The organism is Ktedonosporobacter rubrisoli, from assembly GCF_004208415.1.
GTDB classification, from domain to species: domain Bacteria; phylum Chloroflexota; class Ktedonobacteria; order Ktedonobacterales; family Ktedonobacteraceae; genus Ktedonosporobacter; species Ktedonosporobacter rubrisoli.
This window is the reverse complement of the sequence record NZ_CP035758.1, coordinates 8,253,655-8,267,528: the sequence shown is the minus strand read 5'-3', so window position 1 is coordinate 8,267,528 and position 13,874 is coordinate 8,253,655. Positions and strand designations below refer to the sequence as shown.

At 53.5% G+C, this 13,874-nt stretch carries 14 protein-coding genes; 8 read left to right on the top strand and 6 right to left on the bottom strand.

What is annotated here, in order from left to right:
* Positions 1–18: 18 nt before the first annotated feature.
* The 4 genes from EPA93_RS35855 to EPA93_RS35840 all read left to right on the top strand — a co-directional run bounded on the left by EPA93_RS35855 (position 19) and on the right by EPA93_RS35840 (position 4,712).
* Entirely contained in the window at positions 19–483 is a 465-nt protein-coding gene (locus EPA93_RS35855; protein ID WP_129892122.1) for a hypothetical protein, read from the top strand.
* 9 nt (positions 484–492) lie between these two features.
* Positions 493–2,256, top strand: a complete 1,764-nt coding sequence (gene polX, locus EPA93_RS35850) for a DNA polymerase/3'-5' exonuclease PolX (protein ID WP_129892121.1) — start codon at positions 493–495, stop codon at positions 2,254–2,256.
* Between the two features lie 132 nt (positions 2,257–2,388).
* Positions 2,389–3,030 (top strand): 50S ribosomal protein L25, encoded by a 642-nt coding sequence (locus EPA93_RS35845; RefSeq protein ID WP_129892120.1) that lies wholly within the window; start codon positions 2,389–2,391, stop codon positions 3,028–3,030.
* A gap of 347 nt (positions 3,031–3,377) precedes the next feature.
* Entirely contained in the window at positions 3,378–4,712 is a 1,335-nt protein-coding gene (locus tag EPA93_RS35840) for a glycosyltransferase (RefSeq protein WP_129892119.1), read from the top strand.
* A gap of 177 nt (positions 4,713–4,889) precedes the next feature.
* Here the strand turns inward: EPA93_RS35840 and EPA93_RS35835 are convergent, their stop codons facing one another.
* Both EPA93_RS35835 and EPA93_RS35830 read right to left on the bottom strand, forming a co-directional pair.
* Positions 4,890–5,543, bottom strand: a complete 654-nt coding sequence (locus EPA93_RS35835) for a GerMN domain-containing protein (RefSeq protein WP_165423623.1) — start codon at positions 5,541–5,543, stop codon at positions 4,890–4,892.
* Between the two features lie 188 nt (positions 5,544–5,731).
* On the bottom strand, positions 5,732–6,679 hold the full coding sequence (locus EPA93_RS35830) for an LLM class F420-dependent oxidoreductase (RefSeq protein ID WP_129892117.1): 948 nt from the start codon (positions 6,677–6,679) through the stop codon (positions 5,732–5,734).
* A gap of 182 nt (positions 6,680–6,861) precedes the next feature.
* On the opposite strand from EPA93_RS35830, the gene EPA93_RS35825 reads away from it, so the two are divergent.
* Complete coding sequence (locus EPA93_RS35825) at positions 6,862–7,710, top strand: helix-turn-helix transcriptional regulator (RefSeq protein WP_129892116.1); 849 nt, start codon at positions 6,862–6,864, stop codon at positions 7,708–7,710.
* Positions 7,711–7,743: 33 nt separating this feature from the next.
* Here EPA93_RS35825 and EPA93_RS35820 read toward each other — a convergent pair whose 3' ends face one another.
* The gene (locus EPA93_RS35820; protein ID WP_129892115.1) at positions 7,744–8,007 is read right to left on the bottom strand and encodes a hypothetical protein; all 264 of its coding nucleotides are present in this window, start codon (positions 8,005–8,007) and stop codon (positions 7,744–7,746) included.
* 383 nt (positions 8,008–8,390) lie between these two features.
* Here EPA93_RS35820 and EPA93_RS35815 point away from each other — a divergent pair, with 383 nt between their 5' ends.
* Positions 8,391–9,407, top strand: coding sequence for a zinc-dependent alcohol dehydrogenase family protein (locus tag EPA93_RS35815; RefSeq protein ID WP_129892114.1), 1,017 nt, complete (start codon positions 8,391–8,393; stop codon positions 9,405–9,407).
* Between the two features lie 88 nt (positions 9,408–9,495).
* Here EPA93_RS35815 and EPA93_RS35810 read toward each other — a convergent pair whose 3' ends face one another.
* A complete protein-coding gene (locus tag EPA93_RS35810) occupies positions 9,496–10,386 on the bottom strand; it encodes an LLM class flavin-dependent oxidoreductase (protein WP_129892113.1) in 891 nt (296 codons plus the stop codon).
* Positions 10,387–10,745: 359 nt separating this feature from the next.
* On the opposite strand from EPA93_RS35810, the gene EPA93_RS35805 reads away from it, so the two are divergent.
* Together EPA93_RS35805 and EPA93_RS35800 are read left to right on the top strand one after the other, a co-directional pair.
* The gene (locus EPA93_RS35805) at positions 10,746–11,153 is read left to right on the top strand and encodes a hypothetical protein (protein ID WP_129892112.1); all 408 of its coding nucleotides are present in this window, start codon (positions 10,746–10,748) and stop codon (positions 11,151–11,153) included.
* Between the two features lie 570 nt (positions 11,154–11,723).
* Positions 11,724–12,047, top strand: a complete 324-nt coding sequence (locus EPA93_RS35800; protein ID WP_165423622.1) for a hypothetical protein — start codon at positions 11,724–11,726, stop codon at positions 12,045–12,047.
* A 160-nt stretch (positions 12,048–12,207) separates the two neighbouring features.
* Here the strand turns inward: EPA93_RS35800 and plsX are convergent, their stop codons facing one another.
* Both plsX and EPA93_RS35790 read right to left on the bottom strand, forming a co-directional pair.
* Positions 12,208–13,233, bottom strand: a complete 1,026-nt coding sequence (plsX, locus tag EPA93_RS35795; RefSeq protein ID WP_129892110.1) for a phosphate acyltransferase PlsX — start codon at positions 13,231–13,233, stop codon at positions 12,208–12,210.
* Positions 13,230–13,616 (bottom strand): response regulator transcription factor, encoded by a 387-nt coding sequence (locus tag EPA93_RS35790; RefSeq protein ID WP_129892109.1) that lies wholly within the window; start codon positions 13,614–13,616, stop codon positions 13,230–13,232. The genes plsX and EPA93_RS35790 overlap by 4 nt, the downstream gene beginning before the upstream one ends.
* Positions 13,617–13,874: the final 258 nt, after the last annotated feature.

Below are 13,874 nucleotides of genomic sequence, written 5' to 3'. Positions count from 1 at the left end.
AATAGAATAGAATAGAATATGCGCAATGAGCTCTTAACGTGGTTTGCTCGTGAAGGCATGCTCTTGAGCAGCGCTACATCATCGGATGACCCGGATGATGACGAAATTAAAATAGTCGTCAAGCCCCCGATGATAGCGCTCAGTCGAGCCAGCAAAGATTTTCGCGAATGCCCTGATCCGCTTGACTTTGGCTATCCCGAATCTAGCCTGGAAATGATGAATATTGATGACATGAATCAATTTGTCATGGAATGGCTCGAACATGCCGTCGCAGCAGGCATGGGACGCTGCTTCGTCTGCAATCAGATTCTTGATAACAGTGACGAAAAGCCCTGGGATGCAGTCTTAATTACCAGGGATATCTACTGCTGGCTACTGGTACATTTCGACTGTAAACGCTATCTGAGCCGTGACCTTAAGGGGCGCAATCCCTTTGAAGTCGCTGCCGACCCGCCGGAGATCTTTGGCGACATGTGCATCTGAGAGGCCAGAATGGATAAAAGTGAGGTTATCCAGCAGCTAGAAGATACAGCCACGCTGCTGGCATTAAAAGAGAATAGCAGCGTCTTTGAGGCGCGCGCTTACGAAAATGCGGCCCGCGCTCTGGGCACGCTTAATGGCGACATCGAACAGCTTGTCAGTGAGGGCAAGCTAAAGGGTACCCCTGGACTGGGACCGACGCTGATCAAGCGCATCGAAGAAATGGTCACGACCGGGCGCTTCAGCTTCCTTGAGGAGTTGCGCGCGAGCACGCCAGCCGTCAAGATCGAGATGCTGCGCATTCCAGGCATGGGTCCCAAACGCATCAATACTATCTATGATCAGGTCCATGTAAACAGCATTGCCGAGCTGGAACAGGCCTGCAAAGATAACAAAATAGCCGTGCTCCCCGGTTTCGGCAAGAAAACCCAGGATAAGATCTTGCAGGGCATCGCCTTTATGCAGGAGCATGCAAATCGTTTCCTCTACTCAGTGGGCGAGCAGGAAGCCGAACAGATTCGCACGGCCCTGGCCAAACTACCACAGATCGTACGCTTACAGGTGGCTGGCAGTCTGCGCAGGCGGCGCGAGACCGTCAAGGATATCGATATGGTGGTCAGCGTGGCCGATGACGCCGGCTCAGATGTGCGCAACGCCATCATGGATTTCTTCACCAGCCAGCCTTCGGTTAAGGCCATTACCGGCAAAGGCGAGACCAAGGCCAGCGTTATTCTCAGCACCGGCATCGCCATGGATCTGCGCGTAGTTGGCGATAGCCAGTTTCCTTACACCCTCCATCACTTTACTGGCTCGCGCGAGCACCACATCCCATTGCGGCGGCGCGCGCTCAGCCTGAATATGACCATCAACGACTATGGCTTATTTAAAGTTGAGAGTGGTAAGGAAGAGCTGGTGCCCTGCAAAGACGAAAAGGACATCTACGCAGCCCTGGGCATGGAGTATATCGAGCCAGAGCTGCGCGAAGACACGGGCGAGATCGAGGCCGCCATCCATAAGCAATTGCCGGTCCTGGTTCAGGAAAGCGACTTACGCGGCGTCATTCACGCCCATACAACCTGGAGCGACGGCAAAAATTCCTTGCGCGAAATGGCCGAAGCCTGCATGGCACGTGGTTTCTCCTACGTTGGTATCACCGACCACAGCAAAATCGCCGCTTATGCCGGTGGCCTGAGCGAAGACGACCTGCGCCGCCAGGGCGAAGAGATCGATCGCCTTAACGAAGAATTTGCCGGGCGCTTCCGCATTCTCAAAGGCACTGAATGCGACATCTTGCGCGACGGCTCGCTCGACTTTAGCGACGAAGCCCTCGCCAGCCTTGACTTCGTTATCGCCTCCATCCATAGCATCTTCAACCTTCCGCCCGCCGAGCAAACGCAGCGCATGATACGGGCCATCTCTAATCCCTACGTCGATATCATCGGGCACCCTACCGGGCGCATACTGCTTGGTAGAGAGGGGTATACACTGGATATGGAAGCAGTTATCGAGGCCGCCGCCAAACACGGGACCTGCATCGAAATCAATGCTAACCCCTTGCGGCTGGATCTCGATTGGCGCCACTTGCATCGCGCGCGCGATCTGGGCATGAAGATTCCCATTGGCCCCGATGCTCACAACCTTGCGGGATTGGACGATATGCGATATGGTATAGGGGTCGCACGTAAAGGTTGGCTACGCGCCAGCGACGTCCTGAACACACTGGAAACTGAACCTTTATTACAATTTTTTCACTCAAGGAGAAGTCAAAAGAAGTAGCACTGTAGAGACGCCCAAAGCCAGTACACAGGCTGAAATAAAGCTCACTTTGAAACGAAAAAGTGATCTTTTACGTTATTGAGGTGAACCCTTTATTATCGTTTCTACAGGCCTGGAAAGAGGTAATTTCGCATGGTACAGCAAACAGATTTAGCAATTGCGCCTCGTACAGCAATGGGTAGAGCAGTCAAGCATCTACGCCAGCAAGGGATCATACCGGCAAACATCTATGGGCATGGACAGCCATCAGTGGCAGTACAGGTCGATGCATTAGCCTTTGATCGCCTGCGCAGAGCAAAGAACACGAGGAACTTTCTTACGCTGCGCATGCCTGATGGCCCTAACCAGACAGCCTTAGTCCGCCACGTGCAGAGTGACGCGATTAGCGGCCAAACGCTGCACATAGATTTCTTCCGTGTCGATCTCCAGGAGCGTCTCGCCGTCAAGATTCCTCTAAAGGTGACAGGGGAATCCTATGCAGTAAAGAATCTCGACGGGGTGCTGCTCCACCTGCTCGATGCCCTGGAAGTGGAATGTAAAGCTGAAGAGATGGTCGAGTATATCGACGTCGACATTTCGTCACTCAATGAGATGGATGATATCATCCATGCTAAAGATATCAAGTTGCCGGCAAATTATACGCTAGCCACTGACCCCGAAGAACCTGTCATCAAGGTCTCGCCACCGCGCGCGGCTGCCTTGCCAGAGGAAGAGGTTCAAGTGGCTGCTCCAGAGGCAGGCACTCCAGAGCAAACGCCGATTGCCGGAGAATAGGCTATGCCTGCTTCTCAGTTCCAGTTTGGGAAGTCCTTTTCTGCTGTTGCTCTGCAATATGGCGAGGAGGAAAGAAACTTTGCCATCGCTCCGGGAGCCATCCCGGACGAGAGGGCAAAGCGCTGAGAAACACGTTTAGCGACATGTGAGATAACACGTTGTACAAGCCAGCGCGCACCAGCAGGGATATCTCCAGGGGTATGTTAGCGCTAGCGAAGAGCTCTCCCGATCCAGCAGAGCAGCACTGGCGGCCAAGGGGCTCAGGCTCATCCTTATGCATGGCGCCGCTGGGGCCCGGGCTTGTACGCGAGGTTAGCTAGACAGCCAGGGAGAAGTGAGCGTTAGATATGCGCATTATGATTGTGACAGACCAATACCCGCCAATGGTGGGAGGCGTTCCGACTGTGACACGTGGTCTTGCTATTGATTTCGCCAGGCGAGGACACCAGGTATGGGTTGTGGCCCCGAGCTATGGGCCTCGCGATGTACGCCGCCTTGAGCATAAGGTGCGTGTCTATCGCTTTTCTTCTTTTGAGTGGCCAGCCTACGAGGGGCTGCGTATCCCCTTCCTGCCCTTTGGCCCGGTCCGCAACTTGATCAAACGGGCCGATCCCGACATCATCCATATTCATTCGCCTGTCGTGCTTGGCAACATCGCGCAGATCCTGGCCGGCGGCCTGCGCAAACCAGTCATCGTTACAAACCATTACTTACCTATCAATATCAGTCGTTCGCTGATGTCGGACCCGATCATCGGAAAGTATTTCAGTCTTGTCTCGTACTCGTATCTTGTCTACTTCTGCAATCGCTGCGAATATGTGACCACGCCAACGACGACCGCGCTCGACCTGCTCTATGAGCATGGCTTACGCGCGCCGGCCAAGGCTATCTCTAACGGTATCGATCTCAAAAGATTCTCGCCAGGCCCGGCCAATCCAGCCATCCGCCAACGCTTCAATCTGCCCCAGAATGAGCCCTTGATCCTCCACGTCAATCGCCTGAGCGAGGAGAAGCGCATAGATGTGCTGCTGGATGCGCTGGCCAGGACGCAGAGCAAGGGGCATGTTGCACTGGTAGGAACTGGTCCGATGGAGGCCGATTTACGCGCCCAGGTAGAGCGCCTGGGACTCAATGAGCGCGTCAGTTTCCTGGGCTTTGTACGCGACTCCGAGTTGCTTAAGCTGCGCCGCTCGGCAAATCTGTTTGTCATTCCTTCCGAGGCCGATCTGCAAAGTCTTGCGACGATGGAGGCCATGGCCTGCGGCCTTCCGGTAATCGCTGCCAATTCATATGCTCTGCCCGAGCTGGTTCATCATGGCGAAAACGGTTTCTTGTTCCAGCCAGGCAATCACGAGGAGTTGGCGCGCCAGATCGATCTTATGCTCGACGATGAAGATTTACGCGCGCGTATGGGCGCCGAAAGCCTGCGCCTTATCGCGCAGCACGATCGCAATCTGATTCTTGATCAGTGGGAAGAGCTTTATCGCCGCCTCTCTATCGAGTTCCGGGAAGCCAAAGAGCGCAAACAGCGCATGCGCATGCTGCGTAAGGCTCAGAGTCGCCTGTTGCATAGCCCTCGGCAAGTCATGGCCATGAGCCATACCGGAGAGTTGGGCTTCGACCAGGCAGGTGCTAACACATCCTGGTCCGAACGGCGCAACATCTTCGTCGAGGAGCAATAAGAGAAATTTGGCTCTTCGGAAATAATCGTGGCTGAAGAGGCAAAGCGAGCAGCTTACACGAAAAAGCCAAAGCAGAAATTGTTGTGGGTGCCATATCTCAGACCACAACAATTTCCGCTGGTGGCATGCTGCTATATCTTCGTTCCCCTGGTCACTTGTGAAAGCGCGAATCAGCTTTTAGCCAGGTTGGTAAGACTCACAATATTTTCCCTCAAGGGACTCGTTCTGAAAACAGCTTCCGTCCATCTTCAAGATCAACACCTTTTTAATGGTGGGAAACTGCTCTAATGTCTCTCCTATCTGATCTCGCACGATTGCATCTGGTATAGCCGCAATGCCGATAATCTTGCGGCAAAATTGCAAGGTTGCCGTCCCCACCTCAACAAATTTGCCCCTCCTATCCAGCGTTAACCGAAAATCTGCTCCCCCCTGACCATTCCTGCATGTTGATGGCCCCCGCAACATGCTGCCCAGGTCGGAGTAATAGCCAGCCTTCTGCTCTAGCGCCGTTGGTCCCGCGATGAGCAGTTGCAGAGCCGTGGTCGCTACGGCTTTGGTTGTAGACAGACGTTGAACCGGGAAGATCTTCGTTTCACTTACAAGCCCTTGAGGATTTCGTTTAGGAAAGTACACAGTGACAGGATACCCTTTCACCCCAGCTGCAAGAGCTGATGAAACCTGGCCTGTGTTGACTGTATTTCCCGTATTGTTTCCGCAACCGCTGAACATTACGAGTAGTACCATGAGAAAAGACAGGCTAGCAAGTGGAAACAGGGAGGGATGACCAGATGTCTTTGAGAGTAGTGATACGTTTTTCAGAACGTTCTTCATATGCATCCTTCCTTCTTCGTGCTCTGTGCTTAGCAGACCCAGCACGAACAGCCTCTCCTTTGTTTATTGAGACAGCAATTCTTCTCATTGAGAAGGATGCTCATTTCTCCCAAAAAGTTCCCCCTCAAAAGAGAAAGAGGCAAGCCACCCGCCGCTTTCCAGGATGTTAAGCAAAGGTGCGCAAGGCGCTAGATGAACTCATGCGCGAACAAGCGCAACGAGTCCACCTGCAGAGCATTGGGGAATAGGAGGAGCACCTCCTGGGCACCGGCGGCCTCCAGGGCGGCCAGGCCCTCGCGAATGGTAGCGGGACTGCCGATAAGCGTGGTCATGCCCACACTCCTGAGGAACCCCAAAAAGGCCTCAGGGATCTTCGCCATGGCCTGTTCATAGGTTTCTCCCATGGAACAGAAGGCCGATGCGATACAATGGATGCTTTCGTAATTGCGTCCGAGGGCTTCACAATGCTGCTTGAGGATGGCAAGTTTGTGCTGAACCGTCGCTACATCGCCCCCGATATGGTAGGCATCGGCATATTGCGCAACAAGTTTGAGCGTCACTTTCTCACCGCCCCCAGCGATCAACAGAGGAATATGTGGTTTTTGCACGCCTTTGGGCTGATTGATCGCGCCGCGTACATGGTAATACTCGCCTTCAAAGACCGCCTCATCCTGTGTCCACATGCTGAGCATGATCTGGATAGCTTCGCGCAGATGCTGCAGACGAGCAGGAGCATCGAAAGCCTCATAGCCATAGGCACGATCCTGGCGCTCGTTCCAGCCACCAGCGCCGATGCCCAACGTGAGCCGGCCATGCGAAAGCACATCGATAGTTGAAGCCATCTTGGCCAGCAGCGCCGGGTTGCGATACGTCGGGCAAGTGACCAGCGAACCAAGGCGCACGCGCTTCGTATCTCGTGCCAGCGCCGCCAGACTCGCCCAGCACTCGAACAAAATCTCCTGCGCTGGCTGCGGAATGGTCTGGAACTGATCGCTGAGCCATACAGAGGAGAAACCGAGCTCATCGGCGCTCTGAGCTACACGTGTCATGGCCTCGTAGGCCTCAACCGGGTCATTGATGCTTGCCAGTCCCATCATCCCGCCCTGTGGCAGGCTCACCCCAAATTGCAGAGACATGATTACCTCCCTTACTTCTGTGAACAATGAAAGATTCTCTTTGAGAATGGAAGCAACTCTCACGCCAGGGGCAGATACCATCTTGACGCGGCTGCTCATCTTGAGTATGCTCTATCTCTGATCCTAGAACCAGTGTTTTGTGATCATAGGTCTGCGACCACCACGTTAAGGGAGAAGCTGAGATGCACAAGAGCGAACGTCACCAGGCCCTCGCCGATTTTTTACGCAAGCGGCGCGCATGCCTTACTCCAGCCGAAGTGGGATTGCCAGCCGGCCTCCGTCGTCGCACGCCGGGGCTGCGCCGCGAGGAAGTCGCGCAACTTGCCAATATTGGCACCTCCTGGTATGTCTGGTTGGAGCAGGGGCGGGATGTGCATCCCTCGCCGCAGGTGCTGGAAAGCCTGGCGCAAGCGCTGCGCCTCAGCACGAATGAACGACGGCATCTATTTCTGCTCGCAGGACAGCCACTGCCAGCGCCTGCCCTTGCGGTGGAGGAGTGTGTCAGCCCAGAACTGCAACAGATGCTCGATGACCTCAACCCGACGCCTGCCACTGTCATCGGGCGGCGCTGGGACTACCTGGCATGGAACAAGGCCGCCGATGCTGTCTTCGCCATTTCGGAGGCATCCCCTCCACATGCACACAACCTGATCTGGCACTTCTTTACGAATCCGGAGATGCGGGAGCGCTTCACGCATTGGGAACCGATGGCACGAGGGCTCTTAGCAGAGCTCCGTACCGCCAGTGCGCGCTATCCTGGAGATGCCTGGTTTACGGAACTGATTGAGGATCTTAAACAGGCTAGCCCTGAGTTTTGTCGCTGGTGGCCTCATCATGAAGCGAGCAGATCTTTGGATCGCGAGAAAATCTTCGAGCACCCAACGCTAGGACACCTGGAGTTCAGGCACCTCTCCTTGCAAGTTTTCAGCGACCCTGACATCAGGGTCACAGCCCACATTCCAGACGCACAGACACGGGCAAAACTGCAGCGTTTTCGGACAACAGAGGAAAATGTCCACGCGGAGACATGAGGATAATTTCCAGCGGAAAGGCTTCTAAATAACTTATACCCAGCGACGATGCAGAAGTCGAGCCACGCCACGCTCGATATCCCAGCGCAATTGAGTATAGTGATATTGTAGCCAGGCTATCCAGAGACGTGGCAAAGGCACCCGTGGCTCAATGGGTCTGCGATATCGCTGGTAGGGCTCATTCGCAGGGATAGGAACTAGCGTTCTGCAGCCAGACCATCCGCCCGAAAATAACTTCCTGGCTCCCTGGGAAAAAGCAAAGACCAGGCGATCTGGCTTCTCTCTCTTGTGACGCATGTAGTAATTGCTCCTTGAGACACACTGACACACTTACCCCCATAGTATAGTTCCTTGCTTTTTGTTTGTCCAGATTGTGCGCGGCTTCTTTGCAGAGCTTTTTACGGTTCGCTTGTGAGCAGCCACTAAACATACATTGGTATATTTTTGGGTACTAGAGCACAAATTTGTGCCTACTTGTTCAAGAGAGCAATAGACCCTACACTGAGATCAGTCCAAAGTAGAGAATCAGGCCCAACCAGAAGCCTGTCCAGAAGCGAAAAAGCGCATAGAGCAGAAACAACATGCCACAAGCCCGACAATTCACTTATCTCATTTCCCTTAAAAGCATAAGAAGATAGACTGATGGCAGCGTTAAGCAGATCTGGAAAGGATACATCATTATGTATACATGGCAATTGATCGACGTGCAAGGAACCGGCCAGTTACAGCGCATAGAGCAAGAACAACCGCAGCCCGGACCCGGCGAGGTCCTTGTGAAAATGCGTGCCGCCTCGCTCAATCATCGCGACCTGTATATTCTTGAAGAGATGGGTACGCTAAAGATTGCTGAGCCGGTAATCCCTCTTTCCGATGGGGCTGGAGAGGTCGCGGTGTGCGGAGAAGGCAGCCGGCGCTTCCAGGTAGGAGACAGAGTGGTGTTGCCCTGCTTTCCGCACTGGCTTGAGGGTCGTCCGCGTCAGGAAGTTTTACCAGCGCGTGGTGAGCCAGGTACGCCTGGTGTGCTCACCGACTATCTGGTGGCGCGCGAAGAGGAGCTTCTTGCACTTCCCGCATATCTTACCTACGCTGAAGGGGCTACCTTGCCTGTCGCCGGCCTCACAGCCTGGAATGCCCTGGTCTCTGGAAGATTGCAGGCTGGCGAAACGGTCCTGATCCAGGGAACCGGCGGCGTCTCGGTTTTTGGCATCCAGCTTGCTAAGGCCTCCGGCGCACGTGTAATCGTCACTTCTCGCCACGATGAGAAGCTCGCCCGGGCCCGAGAGCTGGACGCCGATGAGACCATCAATACCACAAAAACTCAGCACTGGGACGAAGAGGTACAAAAGCTGACCGCAGGACGTGGTGCCGATCACATCTTAGAAGTTGGCGGCGCCGAGACTATCGCGCGCTCCCTGCGCTCAGTAAGCCTTGGCGGCTATATTTGCCTTATCGGCGGCCTTGGCGGCTTTAGCGGTCCTGTCGAGTTCTCTGAGTTGCGAGATCGCCTGGCCATCGTCCAGACCATCTATGCCGGCAGCCGCGCAGTTTTTGCCCAGCTTAACGACTTCATAGCCCAACACAAGATTCACCCGATAATTGACCGTAGCTTTCCCGTTGAGCAGGCTAAAGAGGCCTTCGCCTATCTCGCCGAGGGCAAGCACTTCGGCAAAGTCGTCATCACCTGGCCCCAGGCATAGCATATAAACCCGAACGACAGCCTTGGCGTCTTACAGCTCCGCGCATCTTTCTTTTTGCGCGGAGTGGTGCGCCTACAGTGCAATACTGTTAATTCTGCGCTTCGCGCATCCATTGATTGGCAACATCTGCAAGGCGCTGCACCTGATCTAATTCAGGAATACACGGAGCAAACAGCAACTCATCTGCTCCCACATCGGCAAACTCCTGGATGCGCGCCTGAACAGCTTCTGGAGTTGTCGAAACTGACTTTGCTATCTCTTGCGCCAGTGGTCCATAGATTCCATAAAATTCTAGGAGATATGCTTCCGCCTGCTCGGCGGCTCCCGGGCCAAGCGCAAAATAGGTGGCCACGACCAGGCGGGGCTTACCAGGCCTGCCCGCGCTCTGCCATGCCTCTTCAGCTTGCCGGAAAAAAGTGCCTACTTGCGCAGGGCTACCAAGGCCAGCAGCGATATAGCCATTGCCCCAACGCTTGAGGCGACCAATTGCGGCAGGCGTTTGGCCACCAAGCAATATTTCGGGTCCTCCTGGCTGCAGCGGCGTTGGCCCTATTGGGCCGGTCTTATCGTCGACAGGCTGACCGGCCCAGACACGCGTCATCAGCTCAAGCTGTTGCTCGAAGCGCTTACCGCGACCAGAAAACGAAGCAGGTGAGGCCCGAAAATCTTCTTCATTCCCTCCAATAGCCAGGCCTAGCGATAATCGACCATTCGAGAGCACATCAAGACTTGCAGCTTGCTTGGCAAGCCTTCCCGCATTATACATAGGAGCCAGGAGTACGCCCGTCATTAGTCGTATGCGCTGCGTCTCTGTGGCCACTGCTGCCAACGAGACGAGTGGATCAAAAGTATTGTAGGCAAGGCGATCAACGATACCAAGGCTAGAAAATGGTCCTGCATCTGCCTGCCTGGCCCAAGCGCGAATCAACTGAGCAGTCACGTTGGGAATTGTTGTCGGTAACTCTATACCAATTTTCATCAAGTTATCTTCTCCCTCTTATTTTGCCTTATGCGCACATTGTAGAGTATGACATCGTGTGATGGTCAAGCCGACACTACAAAATTTATGCCAAACGAGCATTGACAACAAGAGCGCCTGAAAAGGCAGAGCAATAGCGAGGATCAGGGAAATGCTTAGTAGCAGAGTATGTCAACAAAGCTAGCAATTTTGTAGCAGAATCAGCAAGAATTTACAAGATCCTTCAGGCCCTCTGGTGTAGCATATACAGCAGAAAGTTAATGGTTCATAGCGAGAGAAATTAGCTCCCGGGCCAGCGACTCGGGGCCAGTTCGACATATATGTTTATAGTCCCGCATTGAGCATACAAGGGGAGAAAAATGCCTACAAAAACCGATTTTACGCGCACCACCTTTCGTATTAGCATCGATATCGAGGCAAGCATTGATGCCGAGCCCGAAACAGGGGTAGAGAGCAACCCCGAGCTGGCGCGGCAGTTCTATCACGCCTTCTTGCAGCGCTTGCAGGCCCATCCCCAGCTGCTAAGTCAGCTTCTTCGCGCCACGGCCGTAGAAGAGTTAAAGCAGGCAGAGAAAATGCTTAAGCTCGAATATGGCTGGGGCAAGATTTCTGATCATGAGCTGCTCAAGCCAATTATTGAGGAGCTTGAGCCCGAAGCTCAGGACTACTTCAGCGAAGAAATCGATACCGGGGTTACAGTCTATTACTTTGAGGGCTGCCAGGCAGAGGTGAAGCGCTTTCAGATGAGCGAGCTGCCCGCGCAATAGCTAACCACGCTTGCAGGCCGGCCATCCACCTTGCCAGCTGCATATCGCAGACATTCTATACGCGCTGTATCCTTTCTGCACCTTAGCCGATCCATCGCCAGGGTCGGCTAAGCTATTTCATCCGCCGCACCACCTCTACACTATCCACTCAGCGTTTGCCAGCCAACCCACCTCGCTCAGAGCGCCAGAAAAACGTGCCTCCCGACCGTATATCTTTATAGCCAAAAAAAGCTGGGGGCAGGCTCCCTCTATCCAGTAAGACCCAAGAGAAAGAGCAGCAAATGTTTAAAAATCAGCAGGCAGAAATGCTTGCAGCGTAACCAGCACTATTTGACTTGTGCTATTATTGACAAATGATAGAACATTACAGTAAAATATTCTATATTGATATCTCTATACTAAAGAGGTATCAGATACACTCCTATATGCAGCTCTATGCATGCCTAACATACAAAATAGAAAAAACGCATAGCATGCAAGGGAGCAGCAGGCGGGCGAAACTTTTTTTCGTAGGCTTAAGTCAACATTTCTTGCGAACTGAGGATCATGTCGGGAAAGGGGATAGCTACGTTGTCTGATGACGAAGAGAAACTTCCAGCCGAACCAACCTCCAAGGCGAACCGCCGCAAAGAAACGGTCCGCCGCAAATATGGCGAGGATTATTACCGGCGGATTGGAAAGAAAGGCGGCATCACGCTCAAAGAAAAGCGCGGAAGCGAATATTATCGCACGATTGCCCAAAAAGGAGGGAAAGCGAATGTAGTCAAATATAGTCCAGAGCATTTCGCCGAGATGGGCAAAAAAGGCGGTAAAGCCACCAAAGAGAGCCAGGGAGCCGACTTTTACAGCCGGATTGGCAAGTTGGGAGGCGCGGCCCGACGCCGTAAATCCTGAGTTATTAGTGCAGCCCTCATAGTAGAGAAATCTCAACGCGCCGACTAGCGCATCGACATAACGTTCATGATGAGATAACAGCTATATGTTTGACTGTTATCTCATCATTAGAGCTTATGCAGTCAGCAGGAGCAGGCAAGGCCAGCAGATGAATCGATACCTATACTTCTGCGCTCAATTTTGAAAGGCCATCGCCAATCGCCTTAGCCACTCCTCTTTCCGATGTCTGCCGCGCCACGCGCAAAGCATTTTTAATCGCCCGGGCGTTGGAGCGGCCGTGAGAAATAATCGCCGAGCCATTCACCCCGAGCAGCGGTACGCCACCGTATTCAGCATAATCAAGGCGCTTGAAGACCTTACGCAGGCCAGGCTTAAGAATAGCGGCCGCCAGCTTATTGACCAGCGAGCTCGTCATCTCTGTGCGCAGCAGATCCAGCAGAGCCTCGCCCAAGCCCTCGCCCAATTTCAGCACCACATTGCCCACAAAGCCATCGCAGACCACCACATCTGCCGTCCCTCCAGGGATATCGCGTCCCTCCACATTGCCAATAAAATTAAGGCCCAGGGTAGAGGCGCTGCGCTTGAGCAACTGGTGTGTCTCGACCACCTGCTGATTTCCCTTAGACTCCTCTTCGCCATTAGCCAGCAAGCCGATACGAGGGGAAGACACATTGAAGATTCGCTCCATGTAGATGGAGCCCATCAGGGCAAATTGTTGAAGATATTCAGGCTTACAATCAGTATTCGCGCCCATATCGATAACCATACACGCATTGACCTTCGTGGGAAAGACCCCTCCAAGCGCTGGACGCTCGACCCCCGGGATGCGCTTTAAGGTAAAGAGCGAGGCCGCCATCATCGCCCCGCTATTCCCGGCGGAAACAGCGCCGAGCGCGGCCCCATCCCTGACAAGCTGCAGAGCCAGGAGCATGGATGCATTCTTTTTGCGGCGCACAGCGCTGGCCGGGTGTTCATCCATCTCAATCACTTCATCGGTATGGACCACGGGCAAATCGAGCCCGTTTGTATCGTGTTTGGCAAGTTCAGCCCTGATGATATCCTCACGCCCCACAAGATAGACCCCCATGTCATACTCACGAGCGGCCTGTACAGCTCCCAGAACTGTCTCGGAAGGTGCCTTGTCGCCTCCCATAGCATCAAGGGCCACACGAACTGAAGCACTCATGCGCTTCTTCCCCCTGGTTCTCCAATAGTCTTTTTCACAAGAGCAACCAGCTTCTCTAGATCGAACGGCTTAAAGACGATCTCGACAACGCCAGCCTCGCGAAACTCCTCGGCCTCACTGGCCGCACCCGGAAAAGCAGTAACAACGATTACCGGTATCTTATGGTCAAGGCCCATTTGCATAAGCCTGAGCTCATCGCGACCATCTAGATAAGGCATCATGATATCCAGCAGAACCAGATCTGGTTTATGCTCCATGACCGCATCGTAGAAGCGCAGGCTCTGTGTTGTCATAAAGGTCTCGTAACCCTCATCTGCCAGTGCTTCAGTCAGCAAATCAGCAATTGTCGGATCATCATCCATTATCAATATTTTTTTCGCCATATTACCAGCAGTCCCCTCATCTCAAAAAAACAGCACAGCTTAAGGATTGCAGAGCCCAGGGCTCGTTTTTCTGTCGCCAGGCGGCGGCAAGAAGGAGTGCTAAAACTCTTGGGCAATGCCATGTATCCTGCATAGACACAAGACTATTATAGCACTCTCTATCATGTAGTGTATGCCAGAAATAGCTTCTTCTTCGACAAAAATAGGACTTCTGCGAGCTGTAGCAAGGAACCTGATGGCCCATTTTTGCAACCCTTG

What these genes read in the sequence shown, in the direction of transcription:
- EPA93_RS35820 (WP_129892115.1), bottom strand. Translation starts at nt 8,007, where the DNA reads ATGCGTCACAAGAGAGAGAAGCCAGATCGCCTGGTCTTTGCTTTTTCC.
- EPA93_RS35840 (WP_129892119.1), top strand. Translation starts at nt 3,378, where the DNA reads ATGCGCATTATGATTGTGACAGACCAATACCCGCCAATGGTGGGAGGC.
- EPA93_RS35845 (WP_129892120.1), top strand. Translation starts at nt 2,389, where the DNA reads ATGGTACAGCAAACAGATTTAGCAATTGCGCCTCGTACAGCAATGGGT.
- EPA93_RS35790 (WP_129892109.1), bottom strand. Translation starts at nt 13,616, where the DNA reads ATGGCGAAAAAAATATTGATAATGGATGATGATCCGACAATTGCTGAT.
- EPA93_RS35835 (WP_165423623.1), bottom strand. Translation starts at nt 5,543, where the DNA reads ATGAAGAACGTTCTGAAAAACGTATCACTACTCTCAAAGACATCTGGT.
- EPA93_RS35825 (WP_129892116.1), top strand. Translation starts at nt 6,862, where the DNA reads ATGCACAAGAGCGAACGTCACCAGGCCCTCGCCGATTTTTTACGCAAG.
- polX (WP_129892121.1), top strand. Translation starts at nt 493, where the DNA reads ATGGATAAAAGTGAGGTTATCCAGCAGCTAGAAGATACAGCCACGCTG.
- EPA93_RS35855 (WP_129892122.1), top strand. Translation starts at nt 19, where the DNA reads ATGCGCAATGAGCTCTTAACGTGGTTTGCTCGTGAAGGCATGCTCTTG.
- EPA93_RS35815 (WP_129892114.1), top strand. Translation starts at nt 8,391, where the DNA reads ATGTATACATGGCAATTGATCGACGTGCAAGGAACCGGCCAGTTACAG.
- EPA93_RS35830 (WP_129892117.1), bottom strand. Translation starts at nt 6,679, where the DNA reads ATGTCTCTGCAATTTGGGGTGAGCCTGCCACAGGGCGGGATGATGGGA.
- plsX (WP_129892110.1), bottom strand. Translation starts at nt 13,233, where the DNA reads ATGAGTGCTTCAGTTCGTGTGGCCCTTGATGCTATGGGAGGCGACAAG.
- EPA93_RS35805 (WP_129892112.1), top strand. Translation starts at nt 10,746, where the DNA reads ATGCCTACAAAAACCGATTTTACGCGCACCACCTTTCGTATTAGCATC.
- EPA93_RS35810 (WP_129892113.1), bottom strand. Translation starts at nt 10,386, where the DNA reads ATGAAAATTGGTATAGAGTTACCGACAACAATTCCCAACGTGACTGCT.